This window comes from Variovorax sp. LjRoot130 (genome assembly GCF_964253755.1).
Taxonomy (GTDB): Bacteria; Pseudomonadota; Gammaproteobacteria; order Burkholderiales; family Burkholderiaceae_C; genus Variovorax.
This window is the reverse complement of sequence record NZ_CAXURM020000001.1, coordinates 3,162,225-3,183,395: the sequence shown is the minus strand read 5'-3', so window position 1 is coordinate 3,183,395 and position 21,171 is coordinate 3,162,225. Positions and strand designations below refer to the sequence as shown.

General features: G+C 67.1%; 20 protein-coding genes and 2 tRNA genes. 13 read left to right on the top strand and 9 right to left on the bottom strand.

Annotated elements, in window-relative coordinates:
- Positions 1-297: 297 nt before the first annotated feature.
- A complete protein-coding gene (locus tag ACSQ86_RS15820; RefSeq protein ID WP_436304251.1) occupies positions 298-456 on the bottom strand; it encodes a hypothetical protein in 159 nt (52 codons plus the stop codon).
- A gap of 131 nt (positions 457-587) precedes the next feature.
- On the opposite strand from ACSQ86_RS15820, the gene ACSQ86_RS15815 reads away from it, so the two are divergent.
- Positions 588-998 (top strand): hypothetical protein, encoded by a 411-nt coding sequence (locus ACSQ86_RS15815; protein WP_436295456.1) that lies wholly within the window; start codon positions 588-590, stop codon positions 996-998.
- A 442-nt stretch (positions 999-1,440) separates the two neighbouring features.
- Here ACSQ86_RS15815 and ACSQ86_RS15810 read toward each other — a convergent pair.
- Positions 1,441-1,517: transfer RNA gene (locus ACSQ86_RS15810), tRNA-Arg, on the bottom strand.
- Between the two features lie 122 nt (positions 1,518-1,639).
- On the opposite strand from ACSQ86_RS15810, the gene ACSQ86_RS15805 reads away from it, so the two are divergent.
- Complete coding sequence (locus tag ACSQ86_RS15805) at positions 1,640-1,852, top strand: hypothetical protein (RefSeq protein ID WP_436304250.1); 213 nt, start codon at positions 1,640-1,642, stop codon at positions 1,850-1,852.
- 17 nt (positions 1,853-1,869) lie between these two features.
- On the opposite strand, the gene ACSQ86_RS15800 is transcribed toward ACSQ86_RS15805, so the two are convergent.
- The 3 genes from ACSQ86_RS15800 to ACSQ86_RS15790 form a co-directional block, all read right to left on the bottom strand.
- Positions 1,870-1,946, bottom strand: a tRNA-Pro gene (locus ACSQ86_RS15800).
- A 40-nt stretch (positions 1,947-1,986) separates the two neighbouring features.
- The gene (locus ACSQ86_RS15795) at positions 1,987-2,691 is read right to left on the bottom strand and encodes a glutathione binding-like protein (RefSeq protein WP_436304249.1); all 705 of its coding nucleotides are present in this window, start codon (positions 2,689-2,691) and stop codon (positions 1,987-1,989) included.
- Positions 2,692-2,774: 83 nt separating this feature from the next.
- Complete coding sequence (locus ACSQ86_RS15790; RefSeq protein WP_436304248.1) at positions 2,775-4,460, bottom strand: FAD-dependent oxidoreductase; 1,686 nt, start codon at positions 4,458-4,460, stop codon at positions 2,775-2,777.
- 139 nt (positions 4,461-4,599) lie between these two features.
- On the opposite strand from ACSQ86_RS15790, the gene ACSQ86_RS15785 reads away from it, so the two are divergent.
- From ACSQ86_RS15785 to ACSQ86_RS15775, 3 genes are read left to right on the top strand one after another with little or no spacing between them, the layout of a single operon-like run.
- Positions 4,600-5,469: a GNAT family N-acetyltransferase gene (locus ACSQ86_RS15785; RefSeq protein ID WP_436304247.1), complete on the top strand. Its 870-nt coding sequence runs from the start codon at positions 4,600-4,602 to the stop codon at positions 5,467-5,469.
- A 12-nt stretch (positions 5,470-5,481) separates the two neighbouring features.
- Complete coding sequence (ppk1, locus tag ACSQ86_RS15780; RefSeq protein ID WP_436309102.1) at positions 5,482-7,719, top strand: polyphosphate kinase 1; 2,238 nt, start codon at positions 5,482-5,484, stop codon at positions 7,717-7,719.
- Positions 7,720-7,730: 11 nt separating this feature from the next.
- The gene (locus ACSQ86_RS15775) at positions 7,731-8,192 is read left to right on the top strand and encodes a SixA phosphatase family protein (RefSeq protein ID WP_436304245.1); all 462 of its coding nucleotides are present in this window, start codon (positions 7,731-7,733) and stop codon (positions 8,190-8,192) included.
- Between the two features lie 3 nt (positions 8,193-8,195).
- On the opposite strand, the gene ACSQ86_RS15770 is transcribed toward ACSQ86_RS15775, so the two are convergent.
- Entirely contained in the window at positions 8,196-9,713 is a 1,518-nt protein-coding gene (locus ACSQ86_RS15770) for a Ppx/GppA phosphatase family protein (protein WP_436309101.1), read from the bottom strand.
- A gap of 250 nt (positions 9,714-9,963) precedes the next feature.
- Here ACSQ86_RS15770 and pstS point away from each other — a divergent pair, with 250 nt between their 5' ends.
- The 7 genes from pstS to phoR are packed head-to-tail and all read left to right on the top strand — an operon-like array spanning position 9,964 to position 16,571.
- Positions 9,964-11,001: a phosphate ABC transporter substrate-binding protein PstS gene (gene pstS / locus ACSQ86_RS15765; protein ID WP_436290194.1), complete on the top strand. Its 1,038-nt coding sequence runs from the start codon at positions 9,964-9,966 to the stop codon at positions 10,999-11,001.
- Positions 11,002-11,016: 15 nt separating this feature from the next.
- On the top strand, positions 11,017-12,087 hold the full coding sequence (gene pstC, locus ACSQ86_RS15760) for a phosphate ABC transporter permease subunit PstC (RefSeq protein WP_093108886.1): 1,071 nt from the start codon (positions 11,017-11,019) through the stop codon (positions 12,085-12,087).
- Entirely contained in the window at positions 12,084-12,968 is an 885-nt protein-coding gene (gene pstA, locus ACSQ86_RS15755; RefSeq protein WP_093108885.1) for a phosphate ABC transporter permease PstA, read from the top strand. Before pstC ends, pstA begins: the two co-directional genes overlap by 4 nt.
- Before the next feature lie 5 nt (positions 12,969-12,973).
- Positions 12,974-13,756 carry a phosphate ABC transporter ATP-binding protein PstB gene (gene pstB, locus ACSQ86_RS15750; RefSeq protein WP_093108884.1) on the top strand — a complete coding sequence of 261 codons (783 nt, stop codon included), beginning with the start codon at positions 12,974-12,976 and terminating at the stop codon, positions 13,754-13,756.
- Between the two features lie 23 nt (positions 13,757-13,779).
- Positions 13,780-14,481, top strand: coding sequence for a phosphate signaling complex protein PhoU (gene phoU, locus ACSQ86_RS15745; RefSeq protein WP_093108883.1), 702 nt, complete (start codon positions 13,780-13,782; stop codon positions 14,479-14,481).
- Between the two features lie 16 nt (positions 14,482-14,497).
- Entirely contained in the window at positions 14,498-15,190 is a 693-nt protein-coding gene (gene phoB / locus ACSQ86_RS15740) for a phosphate regulon transcriptional regulator PhoB (RefSeq protein ID WP_214702839.1), read from the top strand.
- A 40-nt stretch (positions 15,191-15,230) separates the two neighbouring features.
- Positions 15,231-16,571, top strand: coding sequence for a phosphate regulon sensor histidine kinase PhoR (gene phoR / locus ACSQ86_RS15735; RefSeq protein WP_436304243.1), 1,341 nt, complete (start codon positions 15,231-15,233; stop codon positions 16,569-16,571).
- Here phoR and ACSQ86_RS15730 read toward each other — a convergent pair.
- The 3 genes from ACSQ86_RS15730 to ACSQ86_RS15720 form a co-directional block, all read right to left on the bottom strand.
- Complete coding sequence (locus tag ACSQ86_RS15730) at positions 16,555-17,895, bottom strand: MATE family efflux transporter (protein ID WP_436304242.1); 1,341 nt, start codon at positions 17,893-17,895, stop codon at positions 16,555-16,557. The two genes, phoR and ACSQ86_RS15730, sit on opposite strands and share 17 nt — an antisense overlap.
- Positions 17,892-19,619, bottom strand: a complete 1,728-nt coding sequence (locus ACSQ86_RS15725; RefSeq protein WP_436309100.1) for a hypothetical protein — start codon at positions 19,617-19,619, stop codon at positions 17,892-17,894. The genes ACSQ86_RS15730 and ACSQ86_RS15725 overlap by 4 nt, the downstream gene beginning before the upstream one ends.
- A 78-nt stretch (positions 19,620-19,697) precedes the next feature.
- Positions 19,698-19,964 (bottom strand): type B 50S ribosomal protein L31, encoded by a 267-nt coding sequence (locus tag ACSQ86_RS15720; protein WP_436290198.1) that lies wholly within the window; start codon positions 19,962-19,964, stop codon positions 19,698-19,700.
- A 144-nt stretch (positions 19,965-20,108) separates the two neighbouring features.
- On the opposite strand from ACSQ86_RS15720, the gene ACSQ86_RS15715 reads away from it, so the two are divergent.
- A complete protein-coding gene (locus ACSQ86_RS15715) occupies positions 20,109-21,170 on the top strand; it encodes an oxidoreductase (protein ID WP_436290199.1) in 1,062 nt (353 codons plus the stop codon).
- Position 21,171 lies beyond the last annotated feature (1 nt).

The window sequence follows — 21,171 nt, the reverse complement described above, 5'->3', positions numbered from 1 at the left end:
ATTGCTGCGCGCAACCGTTCACGCCAGCGAGACCGCGTGCCACGTCAGAATCAACCAATGACTGAACCCGGCGACCTTTCCGACGCTGATCTGCGTGAGCGCGCTCTCGCTTGGCGCGAGCAGGCCCTCCAGGGTGCGCTACACGCAGGGGGCTACGCACATGAATACGAGACCGAGATTCGTCGCCGCGCACGACCGTTGACGACATCGAGCGCAGAGTTGGACGGAACAGATTCGCACGGCGACGGCAAGGCGCACCATCAATGAGCCGAGGGTGTTGCGCGTCTCGTCGTCGGATCACATCGTCGACACGATGCGCGAGAACACGCGCCGGCTGAACGCGACCGAGGAGGCCGAGAACCGCACCGTCGCGGCACTTGAGGCAATCCGCCAGGATGCGCAGGCGAGCAAGGCGGACAACGCGAAGATGCTGTGGTGGGCGCGCGCCGCCGGCATCGCTGGGATCGTCGCGGCGGTCCTGACAGTCGCGGTGCCTTGTGGACGAAGTAGTGCCAACGCCGATTCAGCCCAACAGGCGCGGCTTCAAGCCGGCCTACTACCGCGCAGAGCGGCTATAGCGCGTCGCGATGAAGGGCCTCGTGCACCGGATGTACGAATACGAGCAGGCGGTCGGCAAGCTGTCGCAGCGCGCGATCGTCCTGGCCGCGCAGCGCGGCATGACCGTGTCGCAGGCCGCGTACCGCGCCGTTCGCAAGGAATGCCGCACGCAGCTCACGACCCTGCGCGGCTGGTCCGGCGTACGCAACAAGGCGACCGGGCACTATGACGAGGACACAGCGGATCAGGTGCGAATGCTCGACACAATCGATATCGACGATGTCATGGCGGTCTTCAACGCCTCGATGCGCATCAATCGCGAATTCTTGGCCCTGCTCAAGGATGCGGGCCGGGGCGGCCCCGGGCCGCAGACGGCCTTCGGCGCGCCCCCTGTCGCAATCCGGTACGGCCCCGGCCTCGCTGCCTGGCTGACGGGCTAGGCCGCGCGCTGCCTCGGCATCGCGCTGGCCTTCGCCGGCCGCGTCGCCGTCGCGTGCCGGGGTGGCCTTTAGGTAGGTCCCGCCGAACGGTTCAAGTACAGCCGAAAGGGGCTAACAGCGTGTGGAGGTGGCCGGGGCACGCTTGCACCGCGACCCGTCGGCACCTGCAGACAAAGCTGGAAATGGCCAAAGGTGGACACGGGCTGGAATGACAAAGGGTGTTGCTACCGATTTAGTAGCGGAACCCTTTGTGCCTATGCGGCTTGTAGTGCCTCCTCGACCCGGGCTCAAACCAGGGACCGACGGATTAATAGGCCGGGGCTCGATCAACTGCCTGCCATTTTTCCGGCATATCGTGTCGCCGCTTTTTCCGGCATATCTTGTCATTCCGGCCAAGTTATTCCGGAATCCACACTGATTGAAGCCTGATGAAACTGGCTGATGGCCTGCCCGGAGGGGATCGAACCCCCGACAACCTGCTTAGAAGGCAGGTGCTCTATCCAACTGAGCTACGGGCAGATGGGGGCCGATTTTACGGTGGCGTCCCCGGCGTCGGCGCCGGACGACAAGGGCTCTGGCCTTTGCCTGAGGCCGGGGCGTGTCGCGAAGAGCGAATGTGGAAGCTCCTCATGGAGTTCAATATGAGCAACGACGCCACCCAACCCGCTTCGTCACGCCACCCGATCCTCGACGAGGAACCCGAGATCGGCTTCGAAGAATCGATCCCTTCGGACGGCAAGGACCCGGTGGGCGAAAAGATGATCGATGAACTCGATCAGGCCAAACCCGATCGGACCGAGCCCAAGAAGGAACCGCCGCCCGAACCGATGCCGGAGCAGTTGCCTGTGAGCTGAGGCGGAAGAAAGAAAGTTGGTCGGGGCGAAAGGATTCGAACCTTCGACCCTCTGGTCCCAAACCAGATGCGCTACCAGGCTGCGCTACGCCCCGACGAAGCCTGCGATTCTAGCCTGTGCGAAGCAGGCCTTTCTCAGCGCTTCGCGTATTGCGTCTTGCCAAAGAGGATTTCGCGCTCCTTGTCGCCGGTGATCGGCGTGCGCAGCTCGGCCAGCACCTTGACGCCGCGCTGCACCGCGGGCCGGGCAGCGATGCCCTCGAACCACTTCTTCAGGTGTGGGAACTCGGTGAGCACGATGCCCTGGTTCTCCCAGCTGCGCAGCCACGGGAAGATGGCGATGTCGGCGATCGAGTAGGTTTCGCCGGCGATGAATCGGTGGCTGGCCAGCTGCTTGTCGATCACGCCGTAGAGGCGCCGCGCCTCGTTGCTGTAGCGGTTGATGGCGTAGGCGATCTTCTCGGGCGCGTACATGCGGAAGTGATGCGCCTGGCCCAGCATCGGGCCGACGCCGCCCATCTGGAACATGAGCCACTGCAGCACCTCGTAGCGCGCGCGCTCGCCTTCGGGAAGAAACTCGCCGGTCTTGCCGGCCAGGTAGACCAGGATCGCGCCAGATTCGAACAGCGAGATCGGCTTGCCGTCCGGGCCCTCGGGATCGGTGATGGCCGGGATCTTGTTGTTGGGGCTGATCTTGAGAAAGCCGGCTTCGAACTGGTCGCCCTTGCCGATGTTGACCGGGTGCGCGCGGTAGGGGAGGCCGCACTCCTCCAGCATGATGTGAATCTTGTGGCCATTGGGCGTGGGCCAGGAATAAACGTCGATGGGAGCTTGAGACATGGACTGCGTTCCAGAGGAAAGAGACAGGGCCGGCCAGCATAGCGGCCGGTGGCTTTTCCTGCAGAACGCGGCCTGTTCCGGCCTCAGGCGGCCACGGCGCTCGGTGCCAGGTGCTTGTGGATCAGCGCGACCACGGCAGCGCCTTCGCCGATCGCGCCGCCCACGCGCTTGACCGAACCGGAGCGCACGTCCCCCACGGCGAACACGCCGGCGACGCTGGTTTCCAGCGCAGCCGCGGGCCTGGCTGGAAATCCCCCGCGCGCCGCTTCCCCGGTCAACACGAAGCCATGCTTGTCGACCGAGACGCCGCAGCCCTCGAGCCAGTCCGTTTCCGGCACCGCGCCGATGAAGAGGAAGATATTGCGCGTCGGGCACTGCTCTTCGTCGCCGGTGCGACGGCAGCGCCAGGTGGCCCCGTTCAATCCCGAGGCCGGGTCGCCGTGCAGGCTCACCAGCTCGGTATGCGGATGCAGCTCGATGTTGGGCGTGGCCTCGATGCGGTCGATCAGGTAGCGCGACATGGTGGCTGCGAGCGAAGGGCCGCGCACCAGCACATTGACCTTGGCGGCATGCTGCGACAGGAACACCGCGGCCTGGCCGGCCGAATTGCCGCCGCCGACCAGTGCCACCTCCTGCTGTGCGCACAGCTTGGCCTCCAGCGCCGAGGCCCAGAACCAGATGCCGCGGCCTTCGAATTCGGCCAGGCGCGGCACCTCGGGGCGGCGGTAGCGCGCGCCGCTGGCGATCACGACGGTTCGGGAACGCAGGCGCCGGCCATCGGTGAGCTGGACCGTGAGCTCTCCCTTGGTATCGGCTTCGCTGCAGTCCATGGAGGCGACCTCGGCCGGGATCAGCATCTCGACGCCGAATTTCTGCGCCTGAACGAAGGCGCGGCCGGCGAGCGCGCCGCCGGAGATGCCGGTCGGAAAGCCCAGGTAGTTCTCGATGCGCGCGCTCGCGCCCGCCTGGCCGCCGAAGGAACGGCAATCGACCACGATCACGCGCAAGCCTTCGGATGCGGCGTAGACGGCGGTCGCGAGGCCGGCGGGGCCGGCGCCGACCACCACCACGTCGAAAAGCTCGTCGTGGTCGATGGTGTCGACCATGCCGAGGCAGCGCGCGAGTGCGTTGTCGGTCGGATTGACCACGACGGCACCGTCGGGACAGACCACGAGCAGTTCCGCCTCGCCGTACTGTTCGAGCAGTGCCGCCGCATCCGCGTCCTGCGTCGCGTCGACCACGTTGTAGGGATGGCCGTTGCGGCGCAGGAAGTTCTGCAGCCGCAGCAGCGCGGGCGACTGCGGCGGTCCGATCAGCACCGGCCCGCTGCTGCCCGATTCGATCAGGGCCACCCGGCGCAGGATCATCGCGCGGACCAGCCGTTCCCCGAGGTCGGCCTCGGCGATGATCAGCGCGCGCAGCTGCTCGGGCGGCACCAGCAGAGTCTCTACATCGTCCTCGGCGTGGCCGTCAACCAGGGCAGGGCGGCCGGAGAGTTGCGCGATCTCCGCCAGAAACTGACCCGGGCCCTGGCGTTCGATGGGCACCACGCGCCCGAGCCCGTCGCGCTGGGTGATCGCCACGATGCCGCGCAGCACGACGAACATCCCCGGGCCGGGCTCGCCGGCCCGGAAGAGGCAGTCCCCGCGCGCGTAGTGCCGCACGCTGCCGAAGCGCCTGATGCGCTCGATGCAGGCGGCGCCCAGCACGGGAAACATCTGATGACGGCGGGTCTCGACCTCGACCCTGACTTGGACTTCGGCGGCCATGAAAGAACTCCAGTTGGCGAAACGTCGGGATTAGACGCCGAAAGCAGGCGCCAATGGTTGCAAGTCACGCAACTGCCATCGGATTGACACGCGTGTTTCACCGCTGTCTCACAGACTCCGTGCGCAGAAAGGGTCTCGCATGAAAGAACTGCCCACGCCGACGTTTCCGTTCTCGCAGCTGGGACTGCGCGCCGCCCTGTGGCCGGCGCCGAACCCGGCCCGCGCACCGGCTTCGATTCCTGCAGTACCGGCTGCGGCAACCCCTGCCGCCGCCACCGAAGCCGGCGGCATCAGCGTGACCTGGGCGCGGCACCAGGACGACGTCCGCGCGGCCCAGCGCCTGCGCTACGAGGTGTTTGCGGGCGAGATGGGTGCCCGCCTCACGACCCCGCTGGAAGGCCACGACATCGACCTGTTCGACGACTTCTGCGAGCACCTGCTGGTGCGCGAGCTGGCGACGAACCAGGTGATCGGCACCTACCGCGTGCTGACGCCGGCCCAGGCCCGGCGCATCGGCAGCACCTACAGCGACACCGAATTCGATCTGACGCGGCTGCGCGACCTGCGCGAACGCATGGTCGAGCTGGGCCGCAGCTGCGTCCATGCGGACCATCGCCAGGGCGGCGTGATCCTCGCGCTCTGGGGTGCGCTGGCCGGTTTCATGAACAGCAACAAGCTCGACACCATGATCGGCTGCGCCAGCATCCCGATGTGGCACAACGGCGTGACCAGCGGCGATGCGGCGGCCAGCATCTGGCGCCAGCTCTCGGCCACCCATATGGCACCGATCCAGTACCACGTGCAGCCGCGGCTGCCGTTGCCGGTGCATCGGCTCGACGGCGAACTCCAGATCGAGCCGCCTGCGCTGATCAAGGGCTATCTGCGGCTCGGCGCCAAGGTTCTGGGCCCGCCGGCCTGGGATCCGGACTTCAATACCGCCGACCTTCCGATGCTGATGCGCATCGAGGACCTGCCGGCGCGCTATCGAAAACACTTCCTGGGCAATTAAGACAGCACGGGAATGTCGTCATACAGTTGTCATGCAACTGTCACAACGGCGGTTGACACTGTCATGATTCCGTCTGCATACACTCCCGTGCCGGTTTCTCCAGAATCATTTTCCTTGTCGCCAGTCCTTTCCGACAGCGTGCCTGCCGCCGCTGAGCCGTCGTTGGCGCTGCTCGATCGCGACCACAGCATCCTGGCCTTCAACGAGCGGGTGCTCGACTGGGCCTACCGCCCCGAGGTGCCGCTGATCGAGCGCCTGCGCTACCTGTGCATCGTGTCGTCCAACCTCGACGAATTCTTCGAGGTCCGGACGGCGCCGCACCTGATCGCCAATGCCGCGGGCGACCACAAGGGCAACTACACCATGGAGTCCTTCGAGCGCCTGGCCGAGGTGGCGCATGCGCTGGTGGGGCGGCAGTACGCGCTCTACAACGACGAGCTGATACCCACCTTCGCGGCCCAGGACATCCACATCATCTCGCATGGCGAGCGCAACCCGGCGCAGCGCAAATGGGTGCACGACTACTATGAGCGCGAGGTCCAGCCGCTCTTGATTCCGGTGGGGCTGGATCCGGCGCATCCCTTTCCCCAGGTCGCGAACAAGTCGCTCAACTTCATCGTTCGCCTCTCCGGCAAGGACGCCTTCGGCCGCGAGAACCCGATCGCCATCGTCAAGGTCCCGCGCGTGCTGCCGCGCCTGATCCGCATGCCGGCCAAGGTGTCGGGCGGCAAGACGCTGTTCGTCGCGCTGTCGAGCATCGTGCGGGCCCACCTGTCCAGCATGTTTCCGGGGCGCGAGGTGGGCGAGTTCTCGCAGTTCCGCGTGACGCGGCACTCCGACCTGGCGGTGGACGAGGAAGACGTCAAGAACCTGCGCACGGCGCTGCGCCAGGGCCTGCAGCATCGCCATTACGGGCAGGCCGTCCGGCTCGAGGTCTCGGCCAGTTGCGCCGAGTCGCTGGCGAGCTTTCTGCTGGCCCAGTTCAACCTGCCGCCGCAGGCGCTGTACCGCGTGCGCGGCCCGGTCAACCTGGCCCGGCTGACGCAGCTGATCGACCTGCTGGACGAGCCGCAGCTGCGCTTTCCGCCTTACCAGGCGTCCTACCCGGTGATGCTGACGCCGGGGCAGTCCTTCTTCGAGCGGCTGCAGCAGGGCGATGCCCTGATCCACCAGCCTTTCGAGAGTTTCGACGGCGTGCTGGCCTTCCTGCGCGAAGCGGTGCAGGACCCGCAGGTGCTCGCCATCAAGCAGACCATCTACCGCACCGGCACCGATTCCGAGCTCATGGACCTGCTGCGCGAGGCGGTTCGCCGCGGCAAGGAGGTCACGGTGGTGGTGGAGCTCAAGGCGCGTTTCGACGAGGAGGCCAACATCAACTGGGCCGAGATGCTCGAATCGATCGGCGCCCAGGTCGTCTACGGGGTGGTCGGCCTGAAGACGCACGCCAAGATGCTGCTGGTGACGCGCCGCGAGGGCAAGCAGATGCGCCGCTACGGCCATCTGTCGACCGGCAACTACAACCCGCGCACGGCCAAGCTCTACACCGACATCAGCCACCTGACCGCCGACCCCTTGCTGACCGCCGACATGGAGGCGGTGTTCGTGCACATGGCCAGCCAGAGCCGGCTGCCCAAGCTCCATCGCATGTGGATGGCACCCTTCGACCTGCACCGCAACATGATCGCCCGGGTCGATGCGCTCGCTGCCGCGGCGGCCGCCGGCGAGCCTGCACGCATCGTTGCCAAGATGAACGCGCTGACCGACGAGGCCCTGATCGCCGCGCTGGTGAACGCCGGCCAAAAGGGCGTGAAGATCGACCTGATCGTGCGCGGCGCCTGCACCTTGCCGGCGCGCGTGCCGGGCTTGACCGACAACATCCGCGTGCGCTCGGTGATCGGACGCTTCCTCGAGCATTCGCGCGTCTTCTATTTCCGCCGGGGCGAGGACGAATCCCTGTACCTGTCGAGCGCCGACTGGATGAACCGCAACATGCTGCGCCGCATCGAGCTGGCCTGGCCGGTGACCGATCCGGCGCTGCGCCAGCGGCTCATCGACGAATGCCTGGTGGCTTACCTGCACGACGGGCGGGATGCCTGGGATCTCGGCGCCGACGGCGCCTATCGCCGCGTCGATCTGCAGCCGGGCGCGGATGGCGCCGTCGTTCGCACCGTCGAGGCCCATGGCGCGCAGACCGCGCTGATGGTCCGCTACGCATCGCGAGGTCGCAGCCGCGCTGCCTCTCGGGAATGACGCAACAAGCCATGGATCTGATTTTCTGGCGCCATGCCGAGGCCGAGGACTGGACCGAGGGCTGCGACGACCTGCAGCGCTCGCTGACCCAGCGCGGCGAGAAACAGGCCAAGCGCATGGCGGCCTGGCTCGATCGGCAACTACCCGAGGGCACACGCATCGTCTGCAGCCCGGCACGCCGCAGCGAGCAGACCGCGCTCGCACTGGGCCGCAAGTACAAGCTGCGCAGCGAACTCGCGCCCGACACCACGGCGGATGCACTGCTGGCCGCGGCCGGATGGCCCAACGGCAAGTCGGTGGTGCTGCTGATCGGGCACCAGCCCTCGCTCGGCGAAGCCATCTCGCTGCTGCTTGGCCTCAAGCAGGACAGCTGCCCGGTGCGCAAGGGTGCCGTCTGGTGGATCCGCACCCGCGAGCGCGACGGCGACGTGCAGACCGTGGTGGTCACGGTGCAGTCGCCCGAACTGCTCTAGGCGTCAGCAGCCCTTCAGCTCGAGCCGCCAGGCGGCCTTCTGCCAGGCCAGCACTTCCTCGCGCAGCAGGTGCGCGGATTGGGGGTAGGTCTCGGACCAGCCCGCACGGCACGCGATGGCGAAAAGCTGGCTGTCCGCTCGCCCCAGGCGCAGCCCCTCCAGATCCGGATCGCGTCGCGCATGGCACAGGATCACGGCCAGGCGCAGCGCCAGCAGTTGCGCGACGAAGGTCTCGTCGTTCAGAGAGGCCTCGATCTTGCGCAGCTTGCCGCGATGACCGAGCACCAACTGGCTCAACCAGTGCATCTCGTTCACCGCGAAGCCCGGCGCGTCGGCGTTGTCCAGGATGTAGGCGCCGTGCTTGTGGTACTCGCTGTGCGAAATCTGGGCGCCGATCTCGTGCAGCTGGGCGGCCCAGCCGATCTTGCGCAGTGCTCGTCCGGCGCGGCTGGTGGTGCTGCCGCCGCGCGCGGCCGGCTCGAGCTGCAGGAACAGCGCAGCGGCGGTCTCGCTGACGCGCCGGACCTGCGCGGCATCGACCGCGAACCGGTTGGCCAGGCGCGCCACGGTGCTGGCGCGCAGATCGGCGACGCTCTCGTCGCGCTCGAGCAGCTCGTAGAGCACGCCATGGCGCAGGGCGCCCTGGGCCACCTTCATTTCCTCGATCTCGAGCAGGTCGAACACGGCGCGCAGCACGCTGACGCCGCCGCCGATCACGGCCTTGCGGTCCTCCCGCATGCCTTCGATGCGCAGGCGATCGGCGTTGCCGGCCTTGAGCAACCGGTCGACCAGCCAATCGAGCCCGTCGCGCGTGATCAGCCCCGGCTCGCCGCCGGCGGCCGCGAGCACATCGCCCACCGCGCCGATGGTGCCCGAGGCGCCGTAGGCCACGTCCCAGCGGTCCGGCACGTAGGTGGCGAGCGCGTCGTCCAGCACCGCCTTGGCGGCGATCTCGGCCGCCTTGAAGGCTGCGGTCGTGAACTGGCCTTCGGGGAAATGCTTCATCGACCATGCGACGCTGCCGACCCGGTACGACTCCATCACCTCGGCCTTCAGGCCTTGGCCGATGATCATCTCGGTGGAGCGCCCGCCGATGTCCACCACCAGGCGGCGCTCCCGGTTCGAGGCGTCGGTGTGGGGCACCAGGTGCGCCACGCCCTGATAGATCAGGCGGGCCTCTTCGCGGCCCGTGATGACATCGATGCCGAAGCCCAGAATGGTGCGCGCCCGCAGCAGGAATTCTTCGCGGTTGCGGGCTTCGCGCAGGGTCTGGGTGGCCACCGCGCGAACTTGCGAGCGCTTGAAGCCCGCCAGCCGCTCGCCGAAGCGGGCCAGCGCGTCCCAGCCGCGCTGCATCGCCTCCGGCGTGAGGTTGCGGGCGCTGTCGAGGCCGTTGCCTTGGCGAACGGTTTCCTTCAGGTACTCGGCGCGGTGGATCTGGCCGTGGTCGACCTGGCCGATCTCGAGCCTGAAGCTGTTCGACCCGAGATCGACCGCAGCGAGGCGGGTTCCGTTTTGCATGTTGAGGAGGAGATGGCGGGCCCCGATCGTAGCGTTTCGGCCGGCGCTGCCCGCGCCAAGAGGGTGCCGCAACGAGCGCTCAAGGCTAGGCGTGGCGCATGACGATTGTGTGACAGCGTCACAGAGCGCAGGCCCCTGCGATGGGCGATTTCCCTCTGGAAAAGGGTGTCACACCGGTGTCACACAAGCTTCCTAGAGTCCCTGCCAAGCCCCCTGGAAGGGGTCCTCTGCACATCCAAAAGGAAGCTTCATGAAGATGACGTTCAAGTTTGCTGCCGCCGGCCTCGTCGCCGCGGCCCTGGCCCATGCTCCCGCTTTTGCACAAGAAGCCACCGGCGCCGGCGCAAGCTTCCCGGCCCCGCTGTATTCGAAGTGGGCCTCGGATTTCAACAAGGCCACCGGCGCCAAGATCAACTACCAGTCGGTCGGTTCCGGCGCCGGCATCAAGCAGATCGATGCCAAGACGGTCGATTTCGGCGCTTCCGACATGCCGCTGACCGACGACGACCTGAAGGCCAAGGGCCTGGTGCAGTTCCCCACCGTGATCGGTGGCGTGATTCCGGTGGTCAACATCCAGGGCATCAAGCCCGGCGAGCTCAAGCTCAACGGCCAGGTTCTCGGCGACATCTACCTCGGCAAGATCACCAAGTGGAACGATCCCGCCATCAAGGCGCTGAACGGCTCGCTGGCGCTGCCTGATGCGGCCATCGCACCGGTGCGCCGCGCCGACGGCTCGGGCACCACCTTCTTGTTCACCAACTACCTGAGCAAGGCCAACCCCGACTGGAAGGCCAAGGTCGGCGACGGCACAGCCGTCAACTGGCCCATCGGCGCGGGCGGCAAGGGCAACGAGGGCGTTGCGCAGTTCGTCAGCAAGCTGCCCAACTCGATCGGCTACGTCGAGTACGCCTACGTCAAGCAGAACAAGATGACGTACGCCCAGATGCAGAATGCCTCCGGCAGCTTTGTTTCGCCGGACGATGACGCCTTCAAGGCCGCCGCTGCCGGCGCCGACTGGTCCAAGACCTTCTACCAGGTGCTGACCAACCAGCCCGGCAAGGACGCTTGGCCGATCACCGGCGCGACCTTCATCCTGATGCACAAGTCGCAGGATAAGCCGGCGCAGGCCACGACCACGCTCAAGTTCTTCGACTGGGCCTACAAGAACGGCGACAAGACTGCCGGCGACCTCGACTACGTTCCGATGCCTGACAAGGTGAAGGGCGTGATCGCGACCGCCTGGGGCGAGATCAAGGACGCGTCGGGCAAGCCCGTCGCCTTCAAGTAAAGCGGACCGGCGCGTATGAGCACTCCGCTCGAGCACGCGCCGCTTTCGGAGCGACCTGTGTCATCCACTTTTCCCGCTGCTTCCACCTCGCTCGAGCTTCCGGCCGAGCGTGACCGTGCGACCTCGAGCCCGCCGCCGGCCAAGAGGCCGCGTACCGGCGCCGCCACCGACCGCCTGTTCGGCTGGGCCGCCAAGGGTGCCGCGCTGCTGACCCTGGCGATGCTGATCGGCATCCTGCTGTCGCTGCTGGCCGGCGCCTGGCCCGCCATCTCGAAGTTCGGCTTGGGTTTCCTCACCAGCAGCGTGTGGGACCCGGTGCAGAACGAGTACGGCGGCTTGGTGATGATCTACGGCACGCTGGCCACCTCGCTGATCGCGCTCGTGATCGCGGTGCCGGTGAGTTTCGGCATCGCGCTCTTCCTGACCGAGATGTCGCCGGCCTGGCTGAAGCGGCCGCTCGGCACAGCCATCGAGCTGCTGGCAGCCGTGCCCTCGATCGTCTACGGCATGTGGGGCTTGCTGGTGTTCGGGCCGATCCTGTCGACCTTCGTGCAGCAGCCGCTGCAGAAACTGTTCGACGGGGTTCCTTACCTCGGCGCGCTGGTGTCCGGCCCGCCTGTGGGCATCGGTATCCTGTCGGCCGGCATCATCCTCGCGATCATGATCATCCCGTTCATCGCCTCGGTGATGCGCGATGTGTTCGAAGTGACGCCGCCGCTGCTCAAGGAGTCGGCCTATGGCCTCGGCTCCACGACCTGGGAGGTGGTCTCCAAGGTGGTGCTGCCCTACACCAAGGCCGGCGTCATCGGCGGCATCATGCTCGGCCTCGGCCGGGCGCTGGGCGAAACGATGGCCGTTACCTTCGTGATCGGCAATACGAACCAGCTCAACTCGCTCTCGGTCTTCGAAGCCGCCAACAGCATCACCTCGGTGCTGGCCAACGAATTCGCCGAAGCCGGCGAGGGCCTGCACCAGGCTTCTCTGATGTACCTGGGCCTGGTGCTGTTCTTCATCACCTTCGTGGTGCTGTCGCTGTCCAAGATCCTGCTGCAGCAGATGAAGAAGAGCGAAGGAACCAAGTCATGAGCACCGCCGAACGCCTGCTGAGCGCCAAGGCGCTCGACGAAACGCGGGCGGCGAAGTTCGCCAGCCGCAAGCGCGTCAACTTCATCGCGCTCACGCTGTCACTCGCCGCGATGGCCTTCGGCGTGTTCTGGCTGATCTGGATCCTCTGGGAAACGCTGCGCCTGGGCGTGGGCGGCCTGGCGCTGGCCACCTTCACCGAAATGACGCCGCCGCCGAATGAATCGGGCGGCATTGCCAACGCGATCTTCGGCTCGCTCGTGATGGTGGCCCTCGCCACCTTCGTGGGCACGCCGATCGGCATCATGGCCGGCATCCACCTGGCCGAGTACAACCCCAAGAGCTGGCTCTCGAACGTAGTCCGCTTCGTCAACGACATCTTGCTGTCGGCGCCGTCGATCGTGATCGGCCTGTTCGTCTATGCGGTGGTGGTGGCGCGCTTCAAGTCCTTCTCGGGCCTGGCCGGCGCGCTGTCGCTGGCGCTGATCGTGATCCCGGTCGTGATCCGCACCACCGAGAACATGCTGCAGCTGATCCCGGCCGGCCTGCGCGAAGCGGCCTATGCGCTGGGCACGCCGAAATGGAAGGTCATCCTGAGCATCACGCTGCGCGCCGCACGCGCCGGGGTGGTCACGGGCGTCCTGCTGGCGGTGGCGCGCATCGCGGGCGAAACCGCGCCGCTCCTGTTCACCGCGCTCAGCAACCAGTTCTGGACCTCGGACGTGACGCAGCCGATGGCCAGCCTGCCGGTGACCATCTTCAAGTTCGCGATGAGCCCGTACGAGAACTGGCAGCAACTGGCCTGGGCCGGCGTGTTCCTGATCACCGTTGCAGTGCTCGGCCTCAATATCCTCGCGCGGATCCTGACGCGCAACAAACTCTGAACATCATGCCAACCACCATCGCTGCACAGCCGTCGCGCGCCAAGATCTCGGTCAAGGATCTGAACTTCTATTACGGCAAGTTCCATGCGCTCAAGAGCATCAACCTCGAGATTCCCGAGAACAAGGTGACGGCCTTCATCGGGCCGTCGGGCTGCGGCAAGTCGACCTTGCTGCGCACCTTCAATCGCATGTTCGAGCTCTATCCGGAGCAGCGCGCCGAGGGTGTCATCGCGCTGGACGGGGAGAACCTGCTGACCTCCAAGCAGGACGTGGCGCTGATCCGCGCCAAGGTCGGCATGGTGTTCCAGAAGCCGACGCCGTTCCCGATGTCGATCTACGACAACATCGCCTTCGGCGTGAAGCTGTTCGAGAACCTGAGCGCCTCCGAGATGGACGACCGCGTCGAATGGGCGCTCAAGAAGGCAGCGCTCTGGACCGAGGTGCGCGACAAGCTGCAGCAAAGCGGCTCGGGCCTCTCCGGCGGCCAGCAGCAGCGCCTGTGCATTGCGCGCGGCATCGCGATCAAACCCGAGGTGCTGCTGCTCGACGAGCCGTGCTCGGCGCTCGATCCGATCTCCACGGCGAAAATCGAGGAGTTGATCGCCGAGCTGAAAAGCGAGTACACCGTCGTTATCGTGACCCACAACATGCAGCAGGCGGCACGCTGCAGCGACTACACCGCCTACATGTACCTCGGCGACCTGATCGAATTCGGCGCGACGGAAGAGCTGTTCTTCAAGCCGAAGCGCAAGGAAACCGAGGACTACATCACCGGCCGTTTCGGTTAAACGTTACGGTTAAAGGAAGCACCATGACGGAAAAACATCTCTCCAGCCAGTTCGACAGCGAACTCAACGCCGTCTCCTCGCGCGTGATGGAGCTCGGCGGCATGGTCGAGTCCCAGATCCATCAGGCGGTCTATTCGCTGTCGCAGTTCGATTCCGAGGCGGCCGACCGCGTGATGGAAACCGAGCACCGCGTCAACGCGATGGAAATCGAGATCGACCGCGAGCTGTCCTCGATCATCGCGCGGCGCCAGCCGACGGCGCGCGATCTGCGCCTCTTGATCGCGATCTCGAAGACCACCGCCAACCTGGAGCGCGTGGGCGACGAGGCCAACAAGATCGCGCGCATGGTCAAGTCGATCATCGAAAGCGGTTCGGCGCGCGCCCTGCCTTCCACCGAGCTGCGCATCGCAGCCGATCTGGCCTCGGGCCTGCTGCGCAAGGCGCTCGACGCCTTCGCGCGCCTGGACACGGCCGCGGCGCTGTCGATCCTGAAGGACGACGACCTGATCGACAAGGAGTTCGACGGCTTCGTGCGCAAGCTGGTCACCTACATGATGGAAGACCCGCGCACCATCTCGGCGAGCCTCGACCTGCTGTTCCTGGCCAAGGCGATCGAGCGCATCGGCGATCACGCGAAGAACATCGCCGAGTTCATCATCTACATCGTCAAGGGCGCCGACGTGCGGCACACTTCGATGCAGGAAATCGAATCGGCTCTTCAATAGGCCTGCACTTCAATCAATGAAGAAACCCCGCGTCCTGATTGTCGAAGACGAGTCCTCGATCGCCGAGCTGATCGCCGTCAACCTGCGCCACAACGGCTTCGAGCCGATCTGGGCGGAGGATGGCGCGGCAGCGCAGCGCGAGCTCGATGCCTTCCTGCCTGACCTGGTGCTGCTCGACTGGATGCTGCCGGGCCAGAGCGGCCTGCAGCTGGCGCGCCAGTGGCGCAAGGACCCGCGCACCAAGTCGATGCCGATCCTCATGCTGACCGCGCGCGGCGACGAGCCCGACAAGGTGGCCGGGCTCGACGCCGGCGCCGACGACTACATCACCAAGCCCTTCTCGACGCAGGAGATGCTGGCCCGCATTCGTGCCGTGCTGCGCCGCCGTGCGCCCGAGGCCGTCACCGAGCGCGTCGAGATCGGCGAACTCGTGCTCGACACCGCGACGCACCGCGTGACATGGCAGGGCACGCTGCTGAAGGTGGGCCCGACCGAATTCAAGCTGCTCGGCTACCTGATGCAGCATGCCGAGCGCGTGCACAGCCGCGCGCAGCTGCTGGACAAGGTGTGGGGCGATCATGTCTACATCGAAGAGCGGACGGTCGACGTGCACGTGAAGCGCCTGCGCGAATCGCTCGGCCCGGCCGCGCCGATGGTCGAGACCGTGCGCGGCGCGGGCTATCGCCTGACGGCCCAAGCGACGGTCTGAGGGCGCGCTGGGCCAGGGCCCGGCGGGATAATGGGCCGGAATGCCGTTTCGTATCGCAACTTTTCTGATGGCCTCCTTGATCGGGGGCACTGCTGCCGCGGTGCCTTTCGGCTGGCGCTTTTTGTGGTTGGGCGCATGGCTCGGGGCGGTGCTGTGGCTCGTACTCGACGCCTGGCGCGCGCAGCAGCTGTTGGATGTGCTGCGCAACGATGCGACGGGCCTGCCGTCGCGCGGCCCCGGCGTCTGGGGCGAGCTGGCCGAACGCATCCGCAAGCTGCTGCGCACGCGGGAGCAGCAGGCCCGGCAGGCCGAAGACCGTCTGCAGGAGTTTCTGGCCGCGATCCAGGCTTCTCCTAACGGCGTGGTGCTGCTCGACGAACAGGGGCGCATCGAATGGTGCAACCAGACGGCCGCCGGGCAGTTCGGCATCGACGCCGATCGCGACCTGCTGCAGCACCTCGCGAACCTGGTGCGCGATCCGGCGTTCGTGGCCTATCTCGCCTCCTGGAACTACAGCCGCGACGTGGTGATCGACGCGCCGTCGCAAGTCGGAATGCATCGCGGCCATCCGGTCCGACTGTCGGTGCAGGTCCATCCCTATGCCGGCAATCGCCGCATGCTGCTCACGCGCGACATCACCTCGCTGGAGCAGGCTGAGGCCATGCGGCGCGATTTCGTCGCCAACGTCTCGCACGAGATCCGCACGCCGCTCACCGTGCTCGCCGGCTTCGTCGAGACCTTGCAGAACCTGCCGCTCGACGCCGAGGAGCGCGCCCGCTATCTGGCGCTCATGGGCCAGCAGTCGCACCGCATGGAGACGCTGGTCAACGACCTGCTGACCCTGTCGCGCCTCGAAGGCAGCGCGGCGCCGCCGGCCACCCGCTGGACCCGCGTGCGGGCGCTGATGGCGCAGTGCGAGGACGAGGGCCGGGGCCTGTCGAGCCGGCTGGCATCGCAGGGCCATCGCCTGTCCTTCTCGGTGGAGGTCGATTCCGAGATCGCCGGCGCCCCGACCGAGCTGCAGAGTGCGATGTCGAACCTGCTGAGCAATGCCATCCGTTACACGCCCGGCGGCGGCGAGGTGGCGGTGAGCTGGCGCCTCTTGCCCGACGGCCGGGGCGAATACGCGGTGCGCGACAGCGGGCCGGGGATCGCGGCCGAGCACATTCCGCGGCTGACCGAGCGCTTCTACCGCATCGATCGCAGCCGCTCGCGCGAAACCGGCGGCACCGGGCTCGGCCTGGCGATCGTGAAGCACGTCGCGCAGCGCCATGGTGCCGAGCTGCGCATCGAGAGCGCGGTGGGCAAGGGCTCGCGCTTCGCGCTCGTGTTCCCGGTCACGCGCCTGCGGCAGGCGGCCGCGCTCAGCGCCGTCGCCTGAGCGTCGATCCGAGCAGCGCGAGAAACAGCGCCGCGGTGAGCGCCAGGGCCAGCGCGCTCATGAACCAGAACGCCAGCGGCGACTGCATGGCCGGCCAGGGCCCGATGCCGCGATAGGCCAGCAGATAACTGCCGCCGAGCCCCACGCCCCAGAGCAGCGCGCAGTAGAGGACCAGCGGCATCACCGTGACCCGGTAACAGCGCAGCACGAAGACGCACAGCGTCTGCAGCGCATCCACGAAATGGTAGGCCGCCGTCGCCAGCAACAGCGTGGCGCCGAGCGCCACCACGGCGGGATTGCCGGAATAGACCTCGGACAATTGCCATCGCAGCGTTGCCATGGCCATTGCGAACAGCAGCGCGCAGACAACTGTCAGCTCGAAGCCTTTGACGCATGCGCGGCGCGCCAGCGCGGCGTCGCCGGCGCCGAGCCAAAAGCTCACGCGTGCGCTGGTGGCGATGGCGAGCGACAGGGGCACCATGTAGGCGACAGCCGTGAGATTCGACGCAATCTGGTGGGCCGCCGATGCGGCCGTGCCCAGGCGCGCGATGAACAGCGCCATCAGCGTGAAGGAGGTCACCTCGACCAGCACCGCCAGCCCAGCCGGGATGCCGAGCCGGGCGAACTGGCCGATCTGGCGCCAGTCGGGCGCCTCGATGCGCCGCCAGAAGCGGTACTCGCGGTAAAGGGGCTGGCTGCGCAGCAGCCAGATCGCGCAGGCGAGCATCGCCCAGTTCACCACCAGCGTGGCCCAGCCGCAGCCCACCAGGCCCATCGCAGGCCAGCCGGCGCCGCCGAAGGTGAACCAGATCGACAGCGGCAGCTTCAGGCACAGCGAGCCCAGCTGCAGCCAAGTCACGAGCTGGGGCTTGCCCAGGCTCTGGTTCAGCGTGCTGAACAGGCGAAACAGCAGTGCCGGGGGCAGGGCGAAGGCGAGTACGCACAGGTAGGCTTCGACGTCGGCGCGCATGGCCAGCGGCACCTCGGCCCAGCGCAGCAGCGGTGTCGGGTACAGCAGCACCGCCATGCCGAGCACGATCGCGAGGCCGCACAGGTAGAGCGACTGCCGCACCGAGCGGCCGACCTCCGCCGTGCGCTGCGCGCCATGCAGCTCGGCCCACACCGGAAGCAGGGCCTGCAGCATGCCGATCAGCGAGACGAAGACGCTGATGAAGATCGCCGAGCCCACCGAGAGCGCCGCCAGCGCGCCTTCGGCATAGCGGCCGGCGACGATGGTGTCGGTGACGCCGAAAGCCATCACCGCCAGCTGGCCGACCAGCACGGTTGCGGCGTGCCGTGCGATCACCCGCCGTTCGCTCGTCAAGGATTGATTCTTTGGTAGAGCAGCAGGTCGTCGCTCGCGCTGGTCGGGCGGCGCAGCGTGCCGATGAAGCGCCAGCCTTCGAGGTTCACGATCTTGTGCAGGCGCCCGATCGCCTCCGGGCTCGCCAGCAGCCAGGGGCAGGTCTGGGACCCGGTCAGCGGCTGCAGGTTGAACTGGCCGTGATGGCGCAGCGCCGCGATGTGGGGCCGGCTCAGCGCGATCTCGGAGATGCATACCGGCTGGCCGACCCGTTCCGAAATGGCGCGCACCTGGGGCACATAGCTGCGCGCGTAGTCGAGCACCGGCAGCCACAGCGTCATCAGCAGCATCCAGCACAGCGCCGCGCCGCCGCCCGGCAGTACCAGCGTCTTCCAGAGTGCCGCCCGATGCCGGCCGGTACGCCAGCGCACGAGCCAGGCCCATGCCAGCGTCGCGGCCAGCGCGAGCACGAAGGCGACCGCCGAGAACTCGGGCACGAAGCCGGGCGCCAGTTTCGCCACGTTGGCTGCCGTCTTGGAGGGCACGCCGGTCTGCATCGCGACCCAGATCACCCAGATGATGATCGCCGAGCCGCTGAAGAAAAGCAGCGTGAACCAGTCGATCAGCGCCGCGACGCTGCGCCTGAAGGTCGGCAGTGCAAAGGCCGCCAGCGTCGCGAAGGCGGGCAAGGCCAGCAGCAGCGAGCGCTCGGAAAAACTGGTGGTCCAGGTCGCGGCCAGCGGCACCAGCGCAAACCACAAGGGCAGCGCGACATGGCGAGCCGTAAGCTGCCGGCGCCAGCGCCACAGCGTCCACAGCGCGAGCGGCCAGGCCGGCCAGGTGAACCACAGCAGCAGCTTGGCCTGGCTGCGCAGCTCGCCGAAGACGCTGGTTCCGGGCTGACTCCCTGGCAGTTCGATCTTCCATTGCAGAAGGCCCAGCCAGGCGGCCAGCAGCCCGGCCAACACCGTGGCGCCAAAGATCGACGCGATCGCGCCGGTGGAATACGTGGGCTCGTCGTCCGGCGTGGTCTCCGGGCCACGCCGGCGTTCGGCGGCGAGCAAGACCACGCAGCCGATGCCCAGCGCCAGCCCGACGGTCGGCCCGCCGCCCAGGGTCATGCCGACGCTGCCGATCACCAGCGCGATCAGGGGGCCGACACGGCGGTAGGGCAGCGCTGCGACGCCATAGAACAGGTGCGAGGTGAAGAAAAGCTGGGCCAGCGCAGGCGTGGTTTCATGCCCCAGCTGGGCGAGCCCGAGGCAGGCGATCAGCGCCAGCAGCGCACCGTCCGCGATGGCGCGCGCGTAGTCGGTGGGACGCGCCTCGCCGCCGAAGGCAAAGGCCACCGGCTGCGCCTGCGTCGTGCGGGCGAGGTAGTAGACCGCATACCAGGTCGCCGTGAAAGTGCCCCAGAGCAGGAGGGCGAAGGCGATGCGCACTGCAAGGTCGGGATGCACCCATGACGGTGCGATCTTGATCGCCCAGGCGCCGATCCAGTAGGGGATCAGGGCGGGCGTCTCGGGCCGCATCCCGAGCAGCATCGGGTCGAACCAGCGCGCCAGGCCCTCGGTGCTGCGCGCAAGTTCGGCCATGTAGCCAAAGGCGGCGATGTCGGCGCTCTTCCAGGGTCCGCGACCCAGCAGGCCGGGCATCAGGTAGGCCGCGCACAGCAGCAGCAGCGCAAGGCGCGGCAGGCGGCGCACGGCGCTCTGTGCAACGATCGCTGGCGTCGGCTGGTTCAACGGAGGGTGAAGTGGTTGGAAGGAAAGAAAAAGGGCAGCGCGGTAAACCGGGCTGCCCTCGACCTGGAAGTGCCTGCCTTACTTGGAGGCGGCGCCGGTGGTCTTGCCGAAGCGGTTGCGGAACTTCTCGACGCGGCCGCCCATGTTGTCGACCGACTTCTGCGTGCCGGTGTAGAAGGGGTGCGATTCGCTCGAGGTGTCGAGCTTGAAGAGAGGCAATTCGCGACCGTCCTTGGTCTTGCCCATTTCCTTGGTGTTCGCGCACGAACGGGTCACGAACTCGAAGCCGTTCGACAGGTCGACGAACAGAATTTCGCGGTAGTTCGGGTGAATGCCTTCTTTCATGATCTTTCCTTTGGTCGATGCGAGAGCCACGTGAAGTTCCGTTAAGAGCTCGGAAACTCCCCCGGCACGGCGCCGGGCTGCACTTTTCGCTAAGCCCGCAATTATCGCATACTGGGCGTCCATAGTGCCAGACCCCTTTCCCCCATGAATTCCCGCCCCTTGCGCGCCGGCCTCGTCGGCTTTGGCTTCGCCGGCCAGACCTTTCATGCACCGGTTCTGTCGGCCGTTCCGGGCCTCCAGCTGGGCGCGGTGGCCAGTTCCCAGCCGCACAAGGTCCATGCCGACTGGCCCGGCGTCGACGTGGTGCCCGACGTGGCGGCCTTGCTGGGCCGCGCCGACATCGACCTGGTGGTGATCGCCGCGCCCAATGCGCAGCACCACCCGCTGGCCAGGGCGGCGCTTGCCGCGGGCAAGCATGTGGTGGTCGACAAGCCCTTCACGCTCGATGCGGCCCAGGCCCGCGAGCTGGCAGAACTGGCGCAGCGCAAGGGCCGCTTGCTGTCCGTCTACCAGAACCGCCGCTTCGATTCGGACTTCCTGACGCTGCAGGGGCTGCTTGCGAGCGGCGAGCTGGGCCGGCCGGTCTACTTCGAGTCGCACTTCGACCGCTTCCGGCCTCAGGTGCGCGAGCGCTGGCGCGAACAGCCGGTGCCGGGGGCGGGCCTGTGGGTGGATCTCGGTTCTCACCTGGTCGATCAAGCGGTTCGGCTCTTCGGCCGGCCCGACACGCTGCAACTCGACACCGCGGCGCTGCGCGACGGGGCGCTGGTCGAGGACTATTTCCATGCGGTGCTGCGCTACGAGAGCGGCGCGCCCGCGCCCTTGCGCGTCGTGCTGCACGCGACCACGCTGGCGGCCCATGCGGCGCCGCGCTACATCGTGCACGGTACGCGCGCTAGCTATGTCAAACGGGGGGTAGATCCGCAGGAGGATGCATTGCGAATCGGCGGACGTCCGGGCGGCGAAGGGTGGGGCGCAGATGCGCTCGTCGGCGAGCTCACCGTGCCGGCCGATGACGGCCATGCCATGACGCGCAAGGTACCGGCGCTGCCTGGAAACTATGTCGCCTACTACGCCGCGGTGCGCGACGCGATTCTGGGTCAGGGCCCGAACCCGGTGCCGCCGGAGCAGGCGGTCGAGCTCATGGAACTGCTCGACCTGGGCCGCCAGAGCGCCGCCGAAGGACGGGCCCTGGCGGTGGGCTGAA

What these genes read in the sequence shown, in the direction of transcription:
- ACSQ86_RS15820 (WP_436304251.1), bottom strand. Translation starts at nt 456, where the DNA reads ATGCCGGCGGCGCGCGCCCACCACAGCATCTTCGCGTTGTCCGCCTTG.
- ACSQ86_RS15815 (WP_436295456.1), top strand. Translation starts at nt 588, where the DNA reads ATGAAGGGCCTCGTGCACCGGATGTACGAATACGAGCAGGCGGTCGGC.
- ACSQ86_RS15805 (WP_436304250.1), top strand. Translation starts at nt 1,640, where the DNA reads ATGAGCAACGACGCCACCCAACCCGCTTCGTCACGCCACCCGATCCTC.
- ACSQ86_RS15795 (WP_436304249.1), bottom strand. Translation starts at nt 2,691, where the DNA reads ATGTCTCAAGCTCCCATCGACGTTTATTCCTGGCCCACGCCCAATGGC.
- ACSQ86_RS15790 (WP_436304248.1), bottom strand. Translation starts at nt 4,460, where the DNA reads ATGGCCGCCGAAGTCCAAGTCAGGGTCGAGGTCGAGACCCGCCGTCAT.
- ACSQ86_RS15785 (WP_436304247.1), top strand. Translation starts at nt 4,600, where the DNA reads ATGAAAGAACTGCCCACGCCGACGTTTCCGTTCTCGCAGCTGGGACTG.
- ppk1 (WP_436309102.1), top strand. Translation starts at nt 5,482, where the DNA reads ATGTCGTCATACAGTTGTCATGCAACTGTCACAACGGCGGTTGACACT.
- ACSQ86_RS15775 (WP_436304245.1), top strand. Translation starts at nt 7,731, where the DNA reads ATGGATCTGATTTTCTGGCGCCATGCCGAGGCCGAGGACTGGACCGAG.
- ACSQ86_RS15770 (WP_436309101.1), bottom strand. Translation starts at nt 9,713, where the DNA reads ATGCAAAACGGAACCCGCCTCGCTGCGGTCGATCTCGGGTCGAACAGC.
- pstS (WP_436290194.1), top strand. Translation starts at nt 9,964, where the DNA reads ATGAAGATGACGTTCAAGTTTGCTGCCGCCGGCCTCGTCGCCGCGGCC.
- pstC (WP_093108886.1), top strand. Translation starts at nt 11,017, where the DNA reads ATGAGCACTCCGCTCGAGCACGCGCCGCTTTCGGAGCGACCTGTGTCA.
- pstA (WP_093108885.1), top strand. Translation starts at nt 12,084, where the DNA reads ATGAGCACCGCCGAACGCCTGCTGAGCGCCAAGGCGCTCGACGAAACG.
- pstB (WP_093108884.1), top strand. Translation starts at nt 12,974, where the DNA reads ATGCCAACCACCATCGCTGCACAGCCGTCGCGCGCCAAGATCTCGGTC.
- phoU (WP_093108883.1), top strand. Translation starts at nt 13,780, where the DNA reads ATGACGGAAAAACATCTCTCCAGCCAGTTCGACAGCGAACTCAACGCC.
- phoB (WP_214702839.1), top strand. Translation starts at nt 14,498, where the DNA reads ATGAAGAAACCCCGCGTCCTGATTGTCGAAGACGAGTCCTCGATCGCC.
- phoR (WP_436304243.1), top strand. Translation starts at nt 15,231, where the DNA reads ATGCCGTTTCGTATCGCAACTTTTCTGATGGCCTCCTTGATCGGGGGC.
- ACSQ86_RS15720 (WP_436290198.1), bottom strand. Translation starts at nt 19,964, where the DNA reads ATGAAAGAAGGCATTCACCCGAACTACCGCGAAATTCTGTTCGTCGAC.
- ACSQ86_RS15715 (WP_436290199.1), top strand. Translation starts at nt 20,109, where the DNA reads ATGAATTCCCGCCCCTTGCGCGCCGGCCTCGTCGGCTTTGGCTTCGCC.